Genomic DNA, 19,104 nt, shown 5'->3' with positions numbered 1-19,104 from the left:
GATCATGGTCTCATCGCCAGGAGCGATCTCCGATCCCCCGAGGAGCGTGATTCAGGCCGGAACCGCTGCGAGGGGGCACTATCGTGTCCACGTGCCTTCAGACGTACACCCGGCCTTGGGTGTGTTGATGCCCGCGGCGTTCCTGGGCCACGGCAACCCCATGAACGCCCTTGAGGTCAACCGGTACACCTCCGCCTGGAGGGCCTTCGGCGCTGCGGTGCCGCGTCCCCGCGCGATCCTGGTGGTCAGTGCCCATTGGTACATCAACGCCACGGCCGTCACCGCGATGCCCCGGCCGAGGACCATCCACGACTTCTACGGGTTTCCTCAGGAGCTGTTCGAGGTGCAGTACCCGGCGCCGGGGCTGCCCGAACTGGCTGAGGAGGTCAGCGACGTCGTCCATCCGACCTGGGTCGGAGCGGACGTCGACAGCTGGGGCATCGACCACGGCACCTGGTCGGTGCTGATGCATGCCTTTCCGGACGCGACGATTCCCGTCGTCCAGCTCAGCATCAACGCCGACAAGCCGATGGACTACCACCTTCAACTCGGCGCCCGGCTCGCTCCACTGCGCCGGCGTGGAGTGCTGATCGTGGCGAGCGGCAATGTCGTGCACAACCTGCGCGGCATGGACTGGGCGCTGGCCGACGACGGCTTCGACTGGGCGCGACGCTTCGACGAGGACGCCAAGGCCCGGATGTTGACCGACCCGGGCGAGTACGCGACCCTCGACGCTCACGGGGACTTCCGCCGTGCGGTACCGACACCGGATCACTTCATCCCCGCGTTGTACCTCGCCGGTCTGGCCTCCGCCATGGACACCCCCGATACGGAGGTCCTCGTCGACGGCTACGCCTACGGCTCGTTGTCCATGACGGCCTACACGCTGGGCATGTCCTGTCCACCGGCTGCCGGCCGGGGCGGATCCCCGCAGCCACCGCCCGGCCTGCCGCCGGACGGCTCCAACATCTGAGCAAGTGCCGGCTGGTCAACCGCTTCGGTGCCCGGGTGACCTGGGCGCGGTCGCCCGGGCACCGCGGGCTATGCCGTCGGCCTGGCTTCGTGCAGGATCTGGGCCAGCTCGGCCGGTCGGCTGAGCATCGGCCAGTGCCACGTCGGCAGTTCCTCGTACCGCCACGAATCGCCGGCCATGTGCCGGCACAGCGGCACGGTGGCGGCCATCTCGCGTGTCTGCTCGGCGGTGAAGCTCGACAGCACGCCGAGGCGGGGCACCTTCTCCCACGCCCCGGTGAGGCGCACCGGGGTGGTGGCAGTCGCCCACGGCTGGGCCACCGACCGCTCCTCGAGCAACGCGACCACCGATTCATCCACGTCCGCTGCTCCCGCCGCCAGCTCGGCCCACGGCGGGGGTGGCAGCCGCCAGCCGTCGCCGTGATCGGCGGCCACCGCCGCGTTGCGTTCACGCTCCTGGGGCGGGCTGAAGTCGTTGTTCGCCGCCCCGTCGGGTAGCGGGCCGGTGTCGACGAAGACCAGTTGGGCGATGCGGTCGGTCATGCGGTCGGCAACGGCGGTCGTCACGACCGCGCCGGCGTAGCTGTGCCCGACGAGAACCACGTCGTGCAGGTCCTCGTAGCGCAGCAGGTTGACCACGTCGGTGACGTGGACGTCGAGGTCGGTGTCCGGGCGGGCCAGGTGGGCGCGCTCGCCCAGGCCGGTCAGGCTCAGCGGGTACACCTCGTGGCCGTGCCCGCGCAGGGCGGCGGTGACCGGGCGCCAGGCCCATGCGCCGAGCCAGAACCCGGGAACCAGTACGAAGGTCGTCATGCATGCCACGCTACGATCAATACCGGACAGTTTCCGCCCGGATTGGAAGTGGGGATTCTTGACCCGGCCGACCGCGCGCGTACTGGCGTTGCTGGAGATCCTTCAGGCCGGTGGCGGCTTCACCGTCGCTGACCTGGCCGGTCGGCTGGGCGTCGACGAGCGCACGGTCCGCCGATATGCCGCGCACCTCGCCGACCTCGGCATCCCGGTCGAGGCTCGGCGCGGCCGCTACGGCGGGTACCGGCTCGCGCCCGGATACAAGCTGCCGCCGCTCATGCTCACCGACGAGGAGGCGGTCGCCGTCATGCTCGGGCTCGTCGCCGCTACCCGGGCCGGGCTGGTCACCACCGAAGGCGCGGCCGCCGAGAGCGCGACCGCGAAGATTCGCCGGGTGCTGCCGGCCGTTCTCGCCCGGCGGATCGATTCGCTGCTGGAGACCGTGGACTTCACCGCACGGGTCCGGAAGTCCGCCCCGCCCGGCATCGAGGTGCTGCTGGTCCTCGCCGAGGCGGCCCGGCATCAGCAACCGGTGAGCATCACTTACACCACCTGGCGCGGCCAGTCCGGCGAGCGCCGGCTCGACCCGTACGGGCTGGTCTTCCACGCCGGCCGGTGGTACGTCACCGGTCACGACCACAACCGCCGGGCCGTACGGACGTTCCGGCTCGACCGCATCGGGACAGCCCAGCCCCTTCAGGGCAGGTTCGACATCCCGGCCGGCTTCGATCCCACCATGCAGGTACTCACCGGCCTGGCAGCCGTGCCGTACGCGCACGACATCTCCGTGGTGCTGCACACCAGCCTGGAGCAGGCGAAGCGACGGATTCCGCCCTCGGTCGGCACGCTCACCGAGGTGCCCGGCGGAGTACGCCTCACCGCCCGGGCCGAACGGCTCGACGGCGCCGCACAGATGCTCGCCGGGCTCGGCTGGTCGTTCACGATCGACCGACCGGAGAAACTCAAGGACGAGGTACGGGCCCTGGCTGCCCGACTGCTCGCCGACGCCAGCGCTGAGGCTCGGTAGAGGTAGTCAGACCCACCACGCGAGGTTGGCGGTCACGTGGGCCACCGGCTCGATGATCTCCCACGCCTCGGCGATCAGCCCGTCGTCGATCCGCCAGATGTCGACGACCGCGATCTCCGGTCCTGCGTCGGGAAGCCAGCGCCGCGAGTACATCACGACGTGATCGCCGTCGGCCAGCACCTGATGGATCTCGACCTGCATCCCGGCGAGCGGTACCAGCGCGGCGCGGACGGCGGCGAGCCATTCCACCTTGGTCGATGTGGTCGTACCCGGCCTGTGGTGGACAAAGTCATCACTCAGGAACGAGGCGAGCGCATCGACATCGCCCGTCTCGATCAGTCCGGCCAGCGCCCGTTGGACGATGCTCTGGTTCTCCGTGGTCATGGATGCAGTGTTTGCATGACGGCTTCGCTTGTCGATGAACTCGGATTTCATGGCGTCCGGCTCGACGATGAGTACGCTCCACGATCGTGCACACGGTCGGGGAACTCTTGCGGCAGTGGCGGCAGCGCCGGGGACTCAGCCAACTGGATCTCGCGATCGCTGCGGACGTCTCGGCTCGTCACGTCAGTCTGGTCGAGACCGGTAAGTCCAAGCCGAGCTCCGACATGATCCTTCGACTCGCGGACCAGCTCCACGTGCCGTTGCGTGATCGCAACCGGCTGCTGCTCGCCGGCGGCTTCGCACCCCGATACGCCGAGAGTCCGCTCGACCACAACGCACTGTCAGCCGTCCACGACGCTGTCCGGAGGGTGCTCCGCGCCCACGAGCCCTACCCGGCGCTGGTCTTCGATCGCCGCTGGAACATCGTGATGACCAACCGCGCTGTCGACCCGTTCTTCGCGCAGGTGGCTCCTGACCTGCTGCGGCCGCCGGTCAACCTGGTACGGCTGGGACTGGACCCGCGCGGGTTCGCGCGCATGGTCGTCAACCTGGCCGACGTGCGCGCGGTGTTCCGCGCCCGGATCTCACGCCAGCTCGCCACCGCGCCCGACCCTGAGCTGACCGCGCTCTACGAAGAACTGTTGGCGCCCGAACCGGAGAACACGTCGAGTCAACGAATCGAATCGGACGTGGTGATACCGATGATCCTTCGCGTCGGCGGACGAGAGCTGCGGCTGTTCTCGACCATCACCACATTCGGCACTCCGATGGACATCACGATCGACGAAATCGCGATCGAGTCCTACTACCCGGCCGACGCGGAGAGTGCCGCCTACTTCACGGCGTAGCGTCCTGTCAGCCGCTGTCGAGTCGCGGGCGTTCACCGGGCGTACCGGTCGGATCGCTCCGAGGTGCGCTGTACCTGGCGGCGGCGCAATCCGCGGGGAATGATCGGGGTGCACCGCGGGCTGTCCGGCAGCAGCCCAGCGCGGCAGAAGGGCGGTTCGACGCCGATGACTCCGACGCAGCTACGGGCCTACGTCGCTGTCGTCCGGCTGGGATCCGTCAAGCAGGCCGCCGCGCAGCTGGAGGTCTCCGAGTCGGCGGTCTCGCTGCTCATCGGCCAGCTACGGCGGGAGTTCGGAGATCAGTTGTTCACCCGGACGGCGGCGGGGCTGGCCTTCACCCCCGGCGGGCTGCGGCTCGCCAGCCGCGCGGCCGAGATGCTGGGCCTGCAGGACCGTACGGTCCTGGAGGTCAGTTCGGCGGCACACGGCCGCCGGATGCTGCGGGTTGCCGCGTCCAGCGAGTTCGCCGAGTTCGCCGCGCCGAGACTGATCGAGCTGTTCGCCAGACGCGTCGCCGACCTCGACATCGAGCTGAGCGTCTGCGACCCCGGCTCGTTCGAGTCGCTGCTGCTGACCCGGGCCGCGGACATCGCGATGGGGCCGCTGCCGCCGGTGGCCGAACCGGCGATCTCCTGCCGGCCCATGATGAACTACCGGCTCGTGACGGTCGCCGGCCCGGATCATCCGCTGGCCGGTGTGTCGGCGTCCCCGGGGCAGTTGCGCGACCAGACCTGGCTGCTCGGGCCGTCGGCCACCAACACGCTGGGCGCTGTCCCGGCGATGCTGCGCCGGCTCGGCGTACCCGACGAGCGGCAGCAGATCTTCCAGAGCCACGCGGCAGCGGTGGGTGAGGCCCAGCGCGGCCGGGGGATCGCGCCCGCGCTGTCGTTCACCGTCGCGCCGGACGTCCGGGGTGGCCAGCTCGTGGCGTTGTCCGGGCCGCACGCGACGGCCGAGGCGGTGTGGCATTCGCTGGTACTCGTCACCCCCGGCACTCCGTCCGCGGCAGCCGAGCTGTGCCGCTTCGCGTCGACGCCCCGGGCGATTCAGGCGATGATGCGCGGCGTGGGCGTCGCGGCGAACCGTTTCCGGCCCTCGGTGCACGTGACGCTCTGGAGTTGAGCGGCGGCGTCCAGCAGCTCCCGGAACGTCGCGGCCGGCAGCAGCCGGTCACAGTAGGGCAGGGCCGCGGCCATGCCCGCCACCAGGGGAGCGAAGCCGGGGGCGCCGGCGCGCGGGTTCAGCCAGACGATCCGGTGGGCGCGGCGGCTCAGCCGGGCCATCACGGCGGACAGCTCGGCCGGCGGGTCGCTGTCCCAGCCGTCCGAGCCGATCAGCACCACCGCACCGCGAACCGCGTCGCCGTGCGGGGACGCGAGCAGGCCCCGCAGGTTCGTCGCGATGCGCGTACCCCCGAACCGGTCGGTCACGGCGGCGCTGGCGTGCGCGATCGCCGCGGATGCCGACGTGTGCCGCAGCGCGACGGTGAGCCGGGTGAGCGTCGTGGCGAAGGCGAACACCTCCGCGTCGGTGGTCACCGCGAAGGCCCGCAGCAGATGCAGGTACGCGTGGGCCTGGGCCCGCATCGACTCGCTGACGTCGCACAGCAGCACCACCCGGCGCGGCCGGCGCAGCGGCCGCTCGCGGACGACCTCGACGGGCTCCCACGCGGTGCGACGGGCGCGGGCGATCGTCGGACGCAGCGCGACCCGCCGCCCGGCCGGGCCGACGGCGTGCCGCCTGGTGCGCCGGGACGGCCAGCGCGCGACGGCCTCTCGCAGGGCCTCGCCGAGCAGCGCGAGCTGGGCGGCGTCGAGGTCCTCGAACGGCCGGTCGGCGAGGCCGGCGAGGGCGCTGGGCCGTCGCTCGGGCAGCCGCACCCCGGCATCGGAGGGCTCCGCCTCGGCGACGGGCGCCGGCAACGTCGCCCACGGCAGCCCGCCGCCGTCGCCGGTGTCGTCGGTGTCGGCGGGCACCGGCAGGTGCACGTCGTCACGAGCGCCCGGCGGCACTGCGGACCGGGTGAGCGGCAGCGGCGGCGCGTCGACGAAGACAGCGGCGAAGACGCGGTCGAAGGCGGCGAGGTCGGCGTGCCGCCGCACGAAGCTGATCCGGGCGGCCCAGTAGAGCGCGGTCGTCTCCCCGGGTGTCCACACGCCGAGCGCCCGGACGAAGTCACCGGCCTCGGTGAGCCCGGCGGGTACGCCGGCCCGCCGCAACCGGTCGGCGAACGCCGTCGCGAACGCCGCGCGGTCGACGCCGCGCAGCAGACTGCCGCTCACCGACGGGCGACCCACCAGGCGATCACCGCGCCGACGACGACGATCCCGACGAGCGCCGGCACGAGGCGCTTGACGACGGCCCCACCGGCGATGTCGAGCAGGTCCAGCGTCTCCGGTTCGGTGCCGGCGCCGGCATCCGGCCGACCGGTGGACGCCGAGGCGGCCACGGAGGTGCCGGCCATGGGGGTCCCGGCCACGGTGGTCCCGGACGGAGTGGCGGACGAGAGCCCGGCGGGCGAGGCGGCGACCGCCGTGGCGTCGGCGTTCACGTCGGCGTCGGCGTCGGCGTCGGCGTCGAGGGTACGGGGCGTGGCCGTGGAGGCGTCGGGTCCGGTCGCGGCGGACGTGGCGCGCTCGGGCGTGGCGGCGACGGCCGGTGCGGGCTCGGTCGCATCAGGCGCGGTGGCCGCGTGCGGGTCGCCGGTCTCCTCGGCCGCCAGCTTCGCCTCGAGGTTGGCGACGAACTGGGCGAGCAGCTTGCTCGACACCTCCTTGATCATGCCGCTGCCGAACTGGGCCAGCCGCCCCGAGATCTTCAGATCGGTGTCCACGCTGACGACTGTGCGCTGACCGTCCGGCCGCAGGTGGGCGGTGACCAGAGCGGACGCGTTCGCAGCCGACCGCCGGTCGCGGCCCTTCGCGTCGATCACCCCCCGATAGCCACTGTCGTCCTTCTCGACGAAACGTGCGGTGCCGGCGAACTCGGAGACGACCGGACCGACCTTGACCTTCACCGTGCCCTGGTGGACGTCGCCGTCGACGCCGGTCAGCCGGGCGCCCGGCAGGCACGGCGCAATGCCCTCCAGGTCGGTGAGGATCGCCCACGCCCGCGCGATCGGAACGTCGACGGTGAACTCGTTGGTGATCTTCATGCCGGCCTCTCCTGGTGTGCGCCGAGCGCGGCGGCGACGGCGGCGCGGTCGTCTGGGGTCTTGGCGATGGTGCCGATGGTCCGGACGACGTCGTCGGCGGAGAGGTCGGCGGCGCCGAGCACGGAGAGCGCGGCGACCCAGTCGATGGCCTCGGCCATGCCGGGCGCCTTGTCCAGGCCGAGGGCGCGTACGTCGCCGACGAACGCGGTCGCCGTGCGGATCAGCCCTTCGGTGGCGCCCGGCACGGCCCGCCGGACGATCTCCGTGGCGCGGCCCGGCTCCGGGAAGTCGATCCAGTGGTACAGGCAGCGGCGGCGCAGCGCGTCATGCAGGTCGCGGCTGCGGTTCGAGGTGAGCACCACGACCGGCGGCGTGGCCGCGGTGAACGTACCCAGCTCGGGGATGGTGATCCCGGACTCGCCGAGGAACTCGAACAGCAGCGCCTCGAACTCGTCGTCGGCCCGGTCGATCTCGTCGATCAGCAGCACCGGCGGGACCGGCCCCGGGTGGCGTACCGCCCGCAGGATCGGCCGTTCCTGCAGGAACTCCGCGGCGAACAGGTCGGCGTCGGTGAGCGAGGCGTGCCGTGCCTCGGCCAGCCGGATGGCGAGCAACTGCCGCTGGTAGTTCCACTCGTACAGCGCCTCGCCGGGGGTCAGGCCCTCGTAGCACTGCAGCCGGATCAGTGTCGTGTCCAGCGCCCGCGCCAGCGCTTTCGCCGCCGCGGTCTTGCCCACGCCGGGCTCGCCCTCGAGCAGCAGCGGCTTGCCCAGCTCCAGCGCGAGGAAGACGGCCATCGCCATGCCGTCGTCGGCCAGGTAGTCGACGGCGTCGAGCCGGCGCCGCACGGCCTGTGGATCCTTCACCGCGCCTCGCCCGAGAGCAGCCGCCGGTAGTCCGCACGGGTGTCCACGTCGATCGGCACCGGCCCGTCCCCCGGCACCTCCGTGACCGGGTGCCGGCCGGAGTGCAGCAGCTTCCACACCGCCTTGTCGCCGTGCAGGACACGCAGCTCCGGCAGGACGTCGCGGGCGAACCAGAACGGGTGCCCCAGGCCGTCGGCGTACCGGCACACCGCGAGCGGGGTGGTCGCCGCCGCGACCCGGCGCACGTCGGCGGCCCGTACGCCGGGCTGGTCGCCGAGCAGGAGCACGAGCCCGGTGGCGCGCGGGTCCACCGCCTGCGTCGCGGCGCGGATCGACGATCCGCAGCCGGTGCTGAACTCGGCGTTCTCGACGACCTGGACCCCGGTCAGGTCCACCCGCTCGCGAACCAGGTCGGCGGCGCCGCCGAGGGTCACCAGCAACTGGTCGAAGGCGCACGAGCGGGCCAGGTCGAGGGTGGCGTCGAGCAGCGTCCGCCCCCGGTACGGCAGCAGTTGCTTGGCCTCGCCGAGGCGCACCGAGGCCCCGGCGGCCAGAACCAGGCCGGTCACGAACACGGCTACGCCGCCACGTGCCGGTCGAGGCAGCCGGGGCAGCAGAACCAGTGGTCGGTGCCGTCGATCCGCACGTGCGGGGTGTCCGGCCCGACCAGGACGGTCATCCCGCACACCGGGTCGACTGCCTGCTGGGGGAGCGCGACGGGTGGTGCGGGGGAGGAGGCGGCGAGGCCGTCCACCCGGAGCGCCCGCACCACCTCGGCCATGATCGACAGCGCGATCTCCTGCGGTGAGCGTGCCCCGATCTCCAGTCCGGCCGGGGTCCGGACCCGGGCGCGCTCCGCGTCGGACAGCGCCAGTTCGTCGAGCACCGCCGCCCCGCGCTTTTGGCTGGCGACCAGCGCGATGTGTCCCACCCCGGCATCCAGCGCGGCGCGGATGGCGTCCTGTTCGCCCTTGCCGAGGCCGGCCACCACGACCGCGGTCGCGCCGGAGAAGTCACCGGACGTGGCCACCTCGAAGTCGAGGAAGGCAGCCAGGGTGGCCACCGCCGCGCTGATCGGCGTGTCGCCCACCAGACCCAGCACGGGTACGGGTAGCACCGGGCGCAGGAAGATCTCCAGCGCTCCGCCCGAGTGGCACGGGTTGACCACGACCCGTGCCCCCGGAGTGTCGGGGAAGGCGGGCGCGCCGTCCGGCAGGACCCGCAGCAGCAGCGCCTTGCCGTCCCGGAGGGTGTCCAGGGCGGCCGCCCGCACCGAGTTCTCGGCGCACATCCCGCCGACGAAACCCTCGATGGTGCCGTCCGGCAGGATCACGGCGTCGTCGCCGGGCCGGGCCGACGTCGGGTCCTGCGCCCGGACCACAGTGGCGTGCACGAACGGCTCGCGCGAGACGGTCAGATCATGCGTACGGCGGGCGATCGTCGTCATGGCCACCTCCCCTAGATCGGCGGGCGGGCGTTGCCGCGCATCGCGTCCCAGACGCGCGACGGCGTCAACGGCATGTCGGCATGCCGTACGCCGAAGGGTTCGAGCGCGTCGACGATCGCGTTGACGATCGCGGGCGGGGAGCCGACGGTGGCCGACTCGCCCACGCCCTTCGCGCCGATCGGGTGGTGCGGGGACGGGGTGACGGTGAAGCCGGTCTCCCAGTCGGGCACCTCGAGCGCGGTGGGGAGCAGGTAGTCCATGAGGGACGCGCCGAGGCAGTTGCCGTCCTCGTCGAACGCGATCATCTCCATCAGGGCCATGCCGACTCCGTCGGCCAGCCCGCCGTGCACCTGACCCTCGATGATCATCGGGTTGATCCGGGTGCCGCAGTCGTCGACGGCGATGAACCGCCGCACCTTGACCTGCGCGGTGCCGGGGTCGATGTCCACCACGCAGATGTACGCCCCGTGCGGATACGTCAGGTTCGACGGGTTGTAGCAGATCTGCGCCTCCAACCCGCCCTCGACGCCCTCGGGCAGGTCGCCGGCGCCGTGCGCCCGCATCGCGATGTCCTGGATGGTCACGCTCCTGCCCGGGTCGCCCTTGACCCGGAAGGAACCCTTGTCCCACTCCAGGTCGGCGACCGAGACCTCCAGCATGCCGGAGGCGATGATCTTGGCCTTGTCGCGGACCTTGCGGGCGACCAGGGCCGCCGCGGCGCCGGAGACGGGGGTGGATCGGCTGCCGTAGGTGCCGAGACCGAACGGCGTGTTGTCGGTGTCGCCGTGGACCACGTCGATGTCGTCCGGCGGGATGCCGATCTCCTCGGCGATGATCTGCGCGAACGTCGTCTCGTGTCCCTGGCCCTGCGACTGCACGCTGAGCCGGACCACGGCCTTGCCGGTCGGGTGCACGCGCAGCTCACAGCCGTCGGCCATGCCCAGGCCGAGGATGTCCATGTTCTTGCGCGGGCCGGCGCCGACGGCCTCGGTGAAGAACGCGATGCCGATGCCCATCAACTCGCCCCGGGCCCGCTTCTCCTGCTGCTCGCGCCGCAGGTCGGCGTAGCCGGCCATCTCCATCGCGAGCCGCATGGTCGGCTCGTAGTCGCCGGAGTCGTACACCCAGCCGGTCTTCGTCGTGTACGGGAACTGCTCCGGGCGGATGAAGTTCTTCAGCCGCAGCTCGGCCGGGTCCATGCCCAGCTCGTCGGCGAGGCAGTCGACGATCCGCTCGACGAGGTAGACGGCCTCGGTGATGCGGAACGAACAGGCGTACGCCACACCGCCCGGCGCCTTGTTCGTGAAGACCGCCGTCATCTTGCAGTACGCGGCCTCGATGTCGTAGCTGCCGGTGAAGACCCCGAAGAAGCCGGCCGGGTACTTCACCGGCGCGGCGGTGCCGTTGAAGGCGCCGTGGTCGGCGAGGACGTTGGTGCGGATGGCCAGGATCCGGCCGTCCCGGGTCGCCGCGATCTCACCGCGCATGATGTAGTCGCGGGCGAAGCCGGTGCTGATCAGGTTCTCGAAGCGGTCCTCCATCCACTTCACCGGCTTGCCGGTGACGATCGACGCGACGATCGCGCAGACGTACCCCGGATAGATCGGCACCTTGTTGCCGAAGCCGCCGCCGATGTCCGGCGAGATCACCTGGATCTTGTGCTCGGGGATGCCCGCCACCAGGGCGTAGAGGGTGCGATGCGCGTGCGGCGCCTGCGTGGTGGACCAGAGGCGCAGCTTGCCGTCGACGGCGTCGAAGTCGGCGAGCGCCCCGCAGGTCTCCATCGGCGCGGGGTGCACCCGCGGATAGACCAGATCCTGGGTGACCACGACGTCCGCCCGGGCGAACACGGCCGCCGTGGCCGCCTCGTCACCGGTCTCCCAGTCGAAGCAGTGGTTGTCGGTCTTGCCTTCGAGATCGTCGCGGATCACCGGGGCGCCCGGCTCGAGCGCGCGGCGGGCGTCGACGACCGGGTCGAGGACGTCGTACTCGACGTCGATCAGCTCCAGCGCGTCCCGCGCCGCGTACTTGTCCTCGGCGACGACGAACGCCACCTCCTGGCCCTGGAAGCGCACCTTGTCGGTGGCGAGCACGGCCTGCACGTCGTTGGAGAGCGTCGGCATCCAGGCCAGACCCTGCTCGGCCAGCATCGCCCCGGTCACGACAGCCTTGACGCCGGGGGAGGCCTCGGCGGCGCTCGTGTCGATGCTCAGGATCCGCGCGTGGGCCACCGGCGAGCGGAGGATGGCCAGGTGCAGCATGCCGGGCAGCCGGACGTCGTCGACGAACCGGCCCCGGCCGCGCACGAACCGCGGGTCCTCCTTCCGCAGCATGCGGCCGTAGCCCACCGGCTTCTGGTCGTTGTCGTGGAAGGTGTCCACGTGCTCGTGCACAGTCGTCATACGACGCTCCCGGCGGGCTGGCCGGCGTTGTCGATCTCGCCGGCTTCGCGTGATTCGGTGGTCTCGGTGACCGCGGCGGCCGCGTTGGCCTCGTGTACGGCGGCCCAGCGCACCGAGCGCACGATGGTGGCGTAGCCCGTACAGCGGCAGATCTGACCGGAGATCGCTTCGCGGATCTCCGCCTCGGTCGGGTCCGGGTTGCGGTTGAGCAGTGCGCGGGCAGTCATCATCATGCCGGGAGTGCAGAAGCCGCACTGCAGGCCGTGGCACTGGATGAAGCCCTGCTGGACCGGGTCGAGCTCCGCGCCCTTCGCCAGGCCCTCGACGGTACGCACCTGGTGTCCGCCGGCCATCGCGGCCAGCACGGTGCACGACTTCACCGGTTCGCCGTCGAGCCAGACGACGCAGGTGCCGCAGTTGCTGGTGTCGCAGCCCGCGTGCGTGCCGGTCAGGCCCAGCACGTCGCGCAGGAAGTGCACCAGCAGCAGGCGACCCTCGATCTCCCGGGTGACCTCGACGTCGTTGACGGTCATGGTGACCTGCATGCTCAGCTCCTCGCCCGTTCCACGGACCGGCGCAGGGTCCGTCTGGTCAGCTCGTCGGCCAGGTGCCGCTTGTAGTCCGCGCTGCCCCGTTGGTCGGTGGCCGGATCGCAGCTGCGCGCGGCGATCGCGCCGGCCTGCTCGAAGAGGCTCTCGCTGGGCTCCTGCCCGCGCAGCGCCGCGGAGATCTCCGGGATGCCAGTGGTGTTCGGGCCCACAGCGGCCAGCCCGACCCGGGCGTCCCGGATCACGCCGCCGTCGAGCCAGACCGCGGCGCCGGCCGAGACCACCGCCCAGTCGCCGGCCCGGCGCTCCACCTTCTCGTAGGCGCTGCCGCAGCCGGGCCGCACCGGCAGCCGGATCTCGACCAGGATCTCCCCGTCGCCGACGGCCGTCTCGTACGGCCCGACGTGGAACTCCTCCATGGACACCACCCGTTCGGCGCCGCCCGGCCCACGGATCACGCAGCTCGCGTCCAGGGCGGTGCAGACCGCGGACAGGTCCTCCGACGGGTCCGCCTGGCACAGGGAGCCGCCCAGCGTGCCCCGGTTGCGCACCACCGGATCGGCGATCACCCGCTCGGCGTCGGCGAAGATCGGGAAGGCGGCCGTCAGGGTGGCGGACTCGAGCAGTTCCCGATGCCGGGTCAGCGCACCGATGCGTAGCTCGTACGGGCCCGCCTCGATGTAGCCGAGCTCGCCGTGGAGATCGTTGATGTCGATGAGATAGTCGAAACTGGCCAGCCGCAGCTTCATCATCGGCAGCAGGCTGTGCCCGCCGGCGATCAGCCGTGACGTGCTGCCCAGCCGCTCCATCAGGCTGATGGCATGGTCCACACTGGTGGCTCGTTCGTACTCGAACGGGGCCGGCACCTGCATATCGCACCTCCGGAAGTCGTCAATGTGGTGCCGGCGCCTGCGGAAGTCAACGCCGACCTAAGCAAGTCCTTAGGTCGGCGTTGACGGTGCCGCCGCTGCTCACGGATCGTGCGGCAATGCGAGACATCGTCGACGGGTTGACCGCGTGGCGTGCCGCCGGCGTCCGGTTCGCCGTCGCGACAGTCGTGCGGACGTGGAAGTCGGCGCCCCGACCGCCGGGCGCGGCCATGGCGGTGTGCGCCGACGGGGAGGTCGTCGGCAGTATCTCGGGAGGTTGCGTCGAGGGCGCGGTGTACGAGCTCTGCCAGGAGGCCATCCGCACCGGCCAGGCGCGCACCGAGACGTACGGCGTCGGCGACGACGACGCCTTCGAAGTGGGTCTGACCTGCGGCGGCACCATCGAGGTCCTGGTCCAGCCGGACGTCGTGCTGACGGAGCCGGACGCGGTGCTCGCCGCGATCCGCGCGGGCGCGCCGGTGGCGACGGCGTCGGCCGGCGAGGCCCAGATGGTGGTCTGGCCCGACCGGGTGGCCGGCACCCTCGGCGACGCCGACCTGGACCGCGCGGTGGCGCAGCAGGCCGAGGGCATGCTCGCCCTCGGCACCACCGGAACCGTTCAACTCGGTACGCGCGGGCAGCAGCGGCACGACGAGGTGTCCGTCTTCGTCCAGTCGTACCTGCCGCCACCCCGGATGATCGTCTTCGGCGCGATCGACTTCGCCGTCGCGGTGGCCCGGATCGGCCGGTTCCTCGGCTATCACGTCACGGTGTGCGACGCCCGTCCGGTGTTCGCCACCCGCAAGCGCTTCCCCGAGGCCGACGACCTCGTCGTCCAGTGGCCGCACACGTATCTGGAGTCGACGGCCGTCGACGAGCGGACGGTGCTCTGCGTCCTCACCCACGACCCGAAGTTCGACGTCCCGCTGCTGGAGGTCGCGCTGCGCACCCCGGCCCGCTACATCGGCGCGATGGGCAGCCGCCGCACGCACGCCGACCGGCTGCGCCGCCTGCGCGAGGCGGGCGTGGACGAGGCCGCCCTCGCCCGGCTCTCCTCACCGATCGGACTCGACCTGGGGGCGCGGACGCCGGAGGAGACCGCTGTGGCGATCGCCGCCGAGTTCGTCGCCCTGGCCGCCGGAGGGTCCGGGCGGCGGCTGACGGACCTCGACACCCCGATCCACCACCGCTGAGCGGCCAGCGGCGTACGTGTCACCCCCGGCTCAGGCCGAGCGCCTCGTCCACCCGGTCCAGCACCGTCACGTCGTCGTGGCCGACACCGCGCAGCAGGTCGATCGCGGTCGCCCGGATCTGCCCGACGATCATGGTGACCGGCAGCGGCGGATCGGTCCGCAGCAGGCCCGCGGCGATCTGGACCGCCTCCAGCGCCGCCGCGTCGGCCCGCTGCGCGTGCCGGTCGGCGTCGGCGCCGGTGAGGTCGTGGGCCATGGCCTCACCAGCCGACCGTACGGCGGAGGTCAGCGCGCCGATCGCGGCGGCCAGCTCCGGCGGCGTGGCGGTGTGCCGGCGGGTCAGTGTCACGCCGGCCCGGGCCAGCACCCGGATGTTGCGGGCGGCGTAGTCGAGCTGCCGCAGCGTGGCCTCCACCTCGACGAGCTTGCCCAGATGTCGGCGGCGCAGTCCCAGCCGCAGCGTCTCACCGGTGGCGAGCACCGCGGCCTGCATCTCGGCGACGCAGTCGTCCACCTGTCGCGCCCGGTCCAGGGCGGCGCGGGCGGCGTCCTCGTCGCAGCCGCGCAGCGCCGCGTTGACCTGGTCGAGCAGGTCGGCCAGGTCGGTGTAGCTGCGCCGGGCCTGGGCCACCAGTGGCGCCAGCGGGTCACGGGCGGCCATCATCTGGCTGGCGGCAAGCGCCACGGCGCCGCCGATGAGCGCGTCGACGAAGCGGAACGGCATCAGCGTCCCGTTCGGCGCGGAGACCACCACCAGGTACATGGCCGAGACGCTGGCCTGCACGACCAGGGCACGGCGGGCCCCGATCACCACGAGCGTCGTGGTGGTCAGCAGCAGCACCAGCAGGACCGTCTGGGTGCCCGGGCCCAACGCGTACACCAGTAGCTCCGCGGCGAGCACGGCGGCTGCCACGGCGAGCAGGATCTCGACGGTCTGCCGCAGCCGTCGCCCGCGGGACTCGCCGAGCACGACGAGGGCGGCGGTCGGCGCGAAGAACGGGTCCGGGTGACGGATCACCACCGCCGCCACGATCCACGCGACCACAGCGGCGGCGGTCAGCTCGACCACTGTCATCCCGTCGCTGCGTAGCCGCGCGACGGCGTCGCGTGCCCAGGTCCGCACCGGTGGTATCCCTCTCGCCGGGCGGACCGGGACCGGCCGCCGAGTGATCTTCCGCGAGGAGGCCCACTACCCCGGCTGTGACCTGCTCAATCGCTGAGGTACGGGTCGGTGGTAGCGCCTGCTGTACCCGAACCGGGCAGCCCGCTGGATGGTCGCCGTTCTGCCAGGTCAATAGCGTTTCTGGTGCGCGCAGTTCCTGCCGAGCACACGGAGAGAGGCCACCAGATGAGACAGACCGTCGAGCCGGCGGTACGCGTCGAACAACTCACCCGCGTGTACGGCGCCGGCCGCAACCAGGTGACCGCGCTCGCGGGCGTCGATGTCGGCTTCGGCCGGGGCACCTTCACCGCGGTGATGGGGCCGTCGGGATCCGGTAAGAGCACGCTGCTGCAGATCGCGGCCGGGCTCGACCGCCCGACGAGCGGCCGGGTGGTCGTCGGCGGCACCGACCTGTCCGGGCTGTCCGAGACGCGCCTGACCGAGCTGCGGCGTACCCGGATCGGGTTCGTCTTCCAGGCGTTCAACCTGATCGGCGCGCTCACCGTCGAGGAGAACATCGTGCTGCCCCTGCGTCTGGCCGGCGTCCGCCCGGACCGGGCCTGGCTGACCCACGTCGTCGAGCGGGTCGGACTCGCCGACCGGCTGCACCACCGGCCGGCGGCGCTGTCCGGCGGCCAGCAGCAGCGGGTGGCGATCGCCCGGGCGCTGGCCACCCGGCCCGAGGTCATCTTCTCGGACGAGCCCACCGGCGCCCTCGACTCGCGGACCGCGGCGGAGGTGCTGGCGTTGTTGCGCGCGGTCGTGGACGAGCGCGGGCAGACGGTGGTGATGGTGACCCACGATCCGATCGCCGCGTCGTACGCGGATCGGGTGCTCGTGCTGGCCGACGGCGCGATGGTCGCGGACCTCCCGCAGCTCGGCGCCGTCCGGATCGCCGAGCACCTGGCGTCGCTGGACGGGCGGGTCCTCCGATGACCGGCCTCGCCGCCCGCCTGCTGCGGCACCGCACCGGCCCCGCGGCCGCGACCCTGCTTGCGCTGATCGTCGGCGTGCTGATCCTGGTGGCGATGGGCACGCTCGTCGAATCAGGGCTGCGGTTCCGCCCGGAGCCGCGGCTGTGGGCGAGCGCCGACGTGGTCGTCGCCAACCGCACGGTCAGCCACACGTCCCGGGAGTTCGACGGCGAGACCACCACGAGCACCGTGACGCTGCCCGAGGGCGGCACCGTGGACGCCGACCTGGTGGACCGGATCCGCCGGGTGCCGGGCGTCACCGCCGTCACTGGCGACGACAGGGTGCTGATCGGCTCACCCGCCGCCGTGGGACACGGCTGGGACACGTACGTCTTCACCGGTCGTCCCCTCGCCGCGGGCGCCGCGCCGCGGACCGACGACGAGGTGGTGGCCGACACCCGGCTCGGGGTGGCGCCCGGCGACCGGATCGAGCTGGTCGTCGGCGGGATCGGCCGGTCGTACCGGGTGAGCGGGACCGCCGAGACCGGTTCGGCCGAGGTGTTCTTCACCGACGCGCAGGCCGCCCGCCTGTCCGCCCACCCGGGCCGGGTGGACGCGATCGGCGTACGGCTGGCGCCCGGTGCCGACCTCGGCGCGGTGCGGGAGATCGCGTCGGCGGCCGGCGCCACGACGTACGCCGGGAAGGACCGTGGGAAGGCCGAGCAGTCGGAGAACCAGGCCGCCCGCAGCCTGCTGGTGGAGGCCGGGTCGGCCTTCGGGGGGTACGTCGTCCTGCTGATCGTGTTCGTGGTGGCCGGCACCATCGGGCTGTCCGTCCGGCACCGCCGGCGTGACCTGGCGTTGCTGCGCGCGGTCGCCGCCACACCGGGACAGGTGCGTCGCATGCTGGTCGCCGAGGCCGCGCTGCTCGCCCTGGCCGGCTCCGCGATCGGCGGCCCGGCCGGCCTGCTGGCGGCCCGCTGGGTGCACGGCGAACTGGTCGGGCGGGGGTTCGTGCCGGCCGGCTTCCCGATGGCGGGCGGTCTGTTCGCGGTGCCGGCCGCCATCGGTACGGCCGTCCTGGTGGCGGTGGTCGCCGCGCTGATCGCCGCACGCCGGGTCACCGCCATCAAGCCGATCGAGGCGCTCGGCGAGATCGCCGTCGAGCCCCGGCGCAGCGGCCCGGTACGCCTGATCGCCGGCGTGCTGACGCTGATGGCGGCCGGCACCTCCGGGGCGTTCACGCTCGGCGCCGGCGGGTCGGCGGGGGCGCTGGCCGGCGCGGTCGGCATGCTCTACCTGTTCGTCATCGCGGTGGCGCTGCTCGCACCGCACATCAACGCGTACGCGGCACGCCTGCTCACCCCGGTGCTGCCGCGCATCTGGCGGGCCGGCGGCTACCTGGCCGCGGCCAACCTGCGTGCCAACGCGCAGGGCATGGCGACCGTCCTGACCGCCCTCGTGCTGTCCGTCGGGTTCGGCGGCTCGGTCTGGTTCCTGCAGGACAACCTGGAACGGCAGACCGCCACGCAGAGCAGCGCGGGAACGCTCGCCGAGCGGGTGCTCACCGCTCCGGGCGGACTTCCGGCGGACGCGGCGCGGGAGATCCGCGAGCTGGACGGGGTGCGGGCGGCCACCGGGGTACGCCGTACCCAGGTCGTGGTGCGGGCGCTCGGCGGCATCGAGCCGGTCGGCGCGCAGTCCGTCGACCCGGCGGGCGTCACGTCGACGATGGACCTCGCCGTGCGCAGGGGCAGCCTGGCCGACCTGCGCGCCGGCACCGTCGCCCTGTCCACGACGCAGGCGTCCTCGTCCGGCTGGGACGTCGGCGACAAGGCGGAACTCTGGCTGGGCGACGGCACGCCGGTCACGTTGCACGTCGTCGCGATCTACGACCGTGGCCTCGGCTTCGGTGACGTCACAGTGGCCGCCGAGACGGTCGCCGGGCACACGGCGGCGAACACCGTCGACGAGGTCCTGGTCCGCGGCGGCCCGGACGCCGGCACCGCGGTGGCCACGTGGGCGGCGGCGCGGCCCGGCACCGAGATTCTCGACGCCGCCACCCGTACGCGTCTGCTCAGCACCGATCTGGCGCTCGGCGCCTGGCTGAACCGGCTGCTGATCGGCGTGATGGTCGGGTACGCGGCGCTGGCGGCCGCCACCACGATGGTGATGGCGGCGCTGGCCCGCCGCCGCGAGCTGGCGTTGCTGCAACTGGTCGGGGTGACCCGCCGGCAGATTCGCGCAATGGTCCGGGCCGAACAGGCCGGGCTGCTCGGCACCGCGGTGCTGATCGGCGCGACGATCGCGGTGCTGACGCTGAGCGCGATCGTCAACGGGCTGACCGGCAGCCCGATCCCGTACGTGCCGCCGCTCGGGTGGGCGGCGGTGCTCGGCGGTACGACGCTGCTGGCGTTGGTGAGCACGGTGTGGCCGGTCCGGCGGCTGCTCAGCGCTCCTCCCGTCGACAACATCGGTCTGAAGGAGTAGGACCGGCGGCGGGGCGGG

18 protein-coding genes are annotated in these 19,104 nt (G+C 72.5%); 7 read left to right on the top strand and 11 right to left on the bottom strand.

Annotation, left to right across the window (positions count from 1 at the left end):
- The first annotated feature begins 127 nt into the window (after positions 1 to 127).
- Positions 128 to 973: a 4,5-DOPA dioxygenase extradiol gene (gene ygiD, locus ACSDG8_RS08415; protein ID WP_210896169.1), complete on the top strand. Its 846-nt coding sequence runs from the start codon at positions 128 to 130 to the stop codon at positions 971 to 973.
- 68 nt (positions 974 to 1,041) lie between these two features.
- Here ygiD and ACSDG8_RS08410 read toward each other — a convergent pair whose 3' ends face one another.
- Positions 1,042 to 1,785: an alpha/beta fold hydrolase gene (locus tag ACSDG8_RS08410; RefSeq protein ID WP_210896109.1), complete on the bottom strand. Its 744-nt coding sequence runs from the start codon at positions 1,783 to 1,785 to the stop codon at positions 1,042 to 1,044.
- Positions 1,786 to 1,843: 58 nt separating this feature from the next.
- Between ACSDG8_RS08410 and ACSDG8_RS08405 the strand changes: the two genes are divergently transcribed.
- Complete coding sequence (locus tag ACSDG8_RS08405; protein WP_210896107.1) at positions 1,844 to 2,809, top strand: helix-turn-helix transcriptional regulator; 966 nt, start codon at positions 1,844 to 1,846, stop codon at positions 2,807 to 2,809.
- 6 nt (positions 2,810 to 2,815) lie between these two features.
- On the opposite strand, the gene ACSDG8_RS08400 is transcribed toward ACSDG8_RS08405, so the two are convergent.
- Positions 2,816 to 3,193: a nuclear transport factor 2 family protein gene (locus ACSDG8_RS08400; protein WP_247678935.1), complete on the bottom strand. Its 378-nt coding sequence runs from the start codon at positions 3,191 to 3,193 to the stop codon at positions 2,816 to 2,818.
- An 86-nt stretch (positions 3,194 to 3,279) separates the two neighbouring features.
- On the opposite strand from ACSDG8_RS08400, the gene ACSDG8_RS08395 reads away from it, so the two are divergent.
- Positions 3,280 to 4,041 (top strand): helix-turn-helix domain-containing protein, encoded by a 762-nt coding sequence (locus ACSDG8_RS08395; RefSeq protein ID WP_210896103.1) that lies wholly within the window; start codon positions 3,280 to 3,282, stop codon positions 4,039 to 4,041.
- A 165-nt stretch (positions 4,042 to 4,206) separates the two neighbouring features.
- On the top strand, positions 4,207 to 5,163 hold the full coding sequence (locus ACSDG8_RS08390; protein ID WP_210896101.1) for a LysR family transcriptional regulator: 957 nt from the start codon (positions 4,207 to 4,209) through the stop codon (positions 5,161 to 5,163).
- On the opposite strand, the gene ACSDG8_RS08385 is transcribed toward ACSDG8_RS08390, so the two are convergent.
- From ACSDG8_RS08385 to ACSDG8_RS08350, 8 genes are read right to left on the bottom strand one after another with little or no spacing between them, the layout of a single operon-like run.
- Positions 5,088 to 6,323: a vWA domain-containing protein gene (locus tag ACSDG8_RS08385; protein WP_210896099.1), complete on the bottom strand. Its 1,236-nt coding sequence runs from the start codon at positions 6,321 to 6,323 to the stop codon at positions 5,088 to 5,090. The genes ACSDG8_RS08390 and ACSDG8_RS08385 overlap by 76 nt on opposite strands.
- Positions 6,320 to 7,195 carry an SRPBCC family protein gene (locus ACSDG8_RS08380; protein WP_210896096.1) on the bottom strand — a complete coding sequence of 292 codons (876 nt, stop codon included), beginning with the start codon at positions 7,193 to 7,195 and terminating at the stop codon, positions 6,320 to 6,322. The genes ACSDG8_RS08385 and ACSDG8_RS08380 overlap by 4 nt, the downstream gene beginning before the upstream one ends.
- A complete protein-coding gene (locus ACSDG8_RS08375; protein ID WP_210896094.1) occupies positions 7,192 to 8,061 on the bottom strand; it encodes an AAA family ATPase in 870 nt (289 codons plus the stop codon). Before ACSDG8_RS08375 ends, ACSDG8_RS08380 begins: the two co-directional genes overlap by 4 nt.
- A complete protein-coding gene (locus tag ACSDG8_RS08370; protein WP_307856227.1) occupies positions 8,058 to 8,630 on the bottom strand; it encodes a nucleotidyltransferase family protein in 573 nt (190 codons plus the stop codon). The genes ACSDG8_RS08375 and ACSDG8_RS08370 overlap by 4 nt, the downstream gene beginning before the upstream one ends.
- 8 nt (positions 8,631 to 8,638) lie before the next feature.
- Positions 8,639 to 9,508 (bottom strand): XdhC family protein, encoded by an 870-nt coding sequence (locus ACSDG8_RS08365; protein ID WP_210896090.1) that lies wholly within the window; start codon positions 9,506 to 9,508, stop codon positions 8,639 to 8,641.
- Positions 9,509 to 9,519: 11 nt separating this feature from the next.
- Entirely contained in the window at positions 9,520 to 11,910 is a 2,391-nt protein-coding gene (locus ACSDG8_RS08360; RefSeq protein ID WP_210896089.1) for an aerobic carbon-monoxide dehydrogenase large subunit, read from the bottom strand.
- A complete protein-coding gene (locus tag ACSDG8_RS08355; protein ID WP_210896087.1) occupies positions 11,907 to 12,455 on the bottom strand; it encodes a (2Fe-2S)-binding protein in 549 nt (182 codons plus the stop codon). Before ACSDG8_RS08355 ends, ACSDG8_RS08360 begins: the two co-directional genes overlap by 4 nt.
- A 2-nt stretch (positions 12,456 to 12,457) precedes the next feature.
- A complete protein-coding gene (locus ACSDG8_RS08350) occupies positions 12,458 to 13,330 on the bottom strand; it encodes an FAD binding domain-containing protein (RefSeq protein WP_439427758.1) in 873 nt (290 codons plus the stop codon).
- A 116-nt stretch (positions 13,331 to 13,446) separates the two neighbouring features.
- Here ACSDG8_RS08350 and ACSDG8_RS08345 point away from each other — a divergent pair, with 116 nt between their 5' ends.
- Positions 13,447 to 14,520 (top strand): XdhC family protein, encoded by a 1,074-nt coding sequence (locus tag ACSDG8_RS08345; RefSeq protein WP_210896083.1) that lies wholly within the window; start codon positions 13,447 to 13,449, stop codon positions 14,518 to 14,520.
- Positions 14,521 to 14,539: 19 nt separating this feature from the next.
- Here ACSDG8_RS08345 and ACSDG8_RS08340 read toward each other — a convergent pair whose 3' ends face one another.
- Positions 14,540 to 15,643 carry an FUSC family protein gene (locus ACSDG8_RS08340; RefSeq protein WP_210896081.1) on the bottom strand — a complete coding sequence of 368 codons (1,104 nt, stop codon included), beginning with the start codon at positions 15,641 to 15,643 and terminating at the stop codon, positions 14,540 to 14,542.
- 225 nt (positions 15,644 to 15,868) lie between these two features.
- Between ACSDG8_RS08340 and ACSDG8_RS08335 the strand changes: the two genes are divergently transcribed.
- Complete coding sequence (locus tag ACSDG8_RS08335; protein WP_210896079.1) at positions 15,869 to 16,618, top strand: ABC transporter ATP-binding protein; 750 nt, start codon at positions 15,869 to 15,871, stop codon at positions 16,616 to 16,618.
- Positions 16,615 to 19,086, top strand: coding sequence for an ABC transporter permease (locus ACSDG8_RS08330; protein WP_210896077.1), 2,472 nt, complete (start codon positions 16,615 to 16,617; stop codon positions 19,084 to 19,086). Before ACSDG8_RS08335 ends, ACSDG8_RS08330 begins: the two co-directional genes overlap by 4 nt.
- Positions 19,087 to 19,104: the final 18 nt, after the last annotated feature.

The sequence above is a fragment of the Micromonospora sp. LA-10 genome (genome assembly GCF_051853095.1).
In the GTDB taxonomy this organism is placed as follows: Bacteria; Actinomycetota; Actinomycetes; order Mycobacteriales; family Micromonosporaceae; genus Micromonospora; species Micromonospora echinospora_A.
Note: the sequence above shows the minus strand (reverse complement) of the source record. Positions and strands in the feature narration are given on the sequence as shown.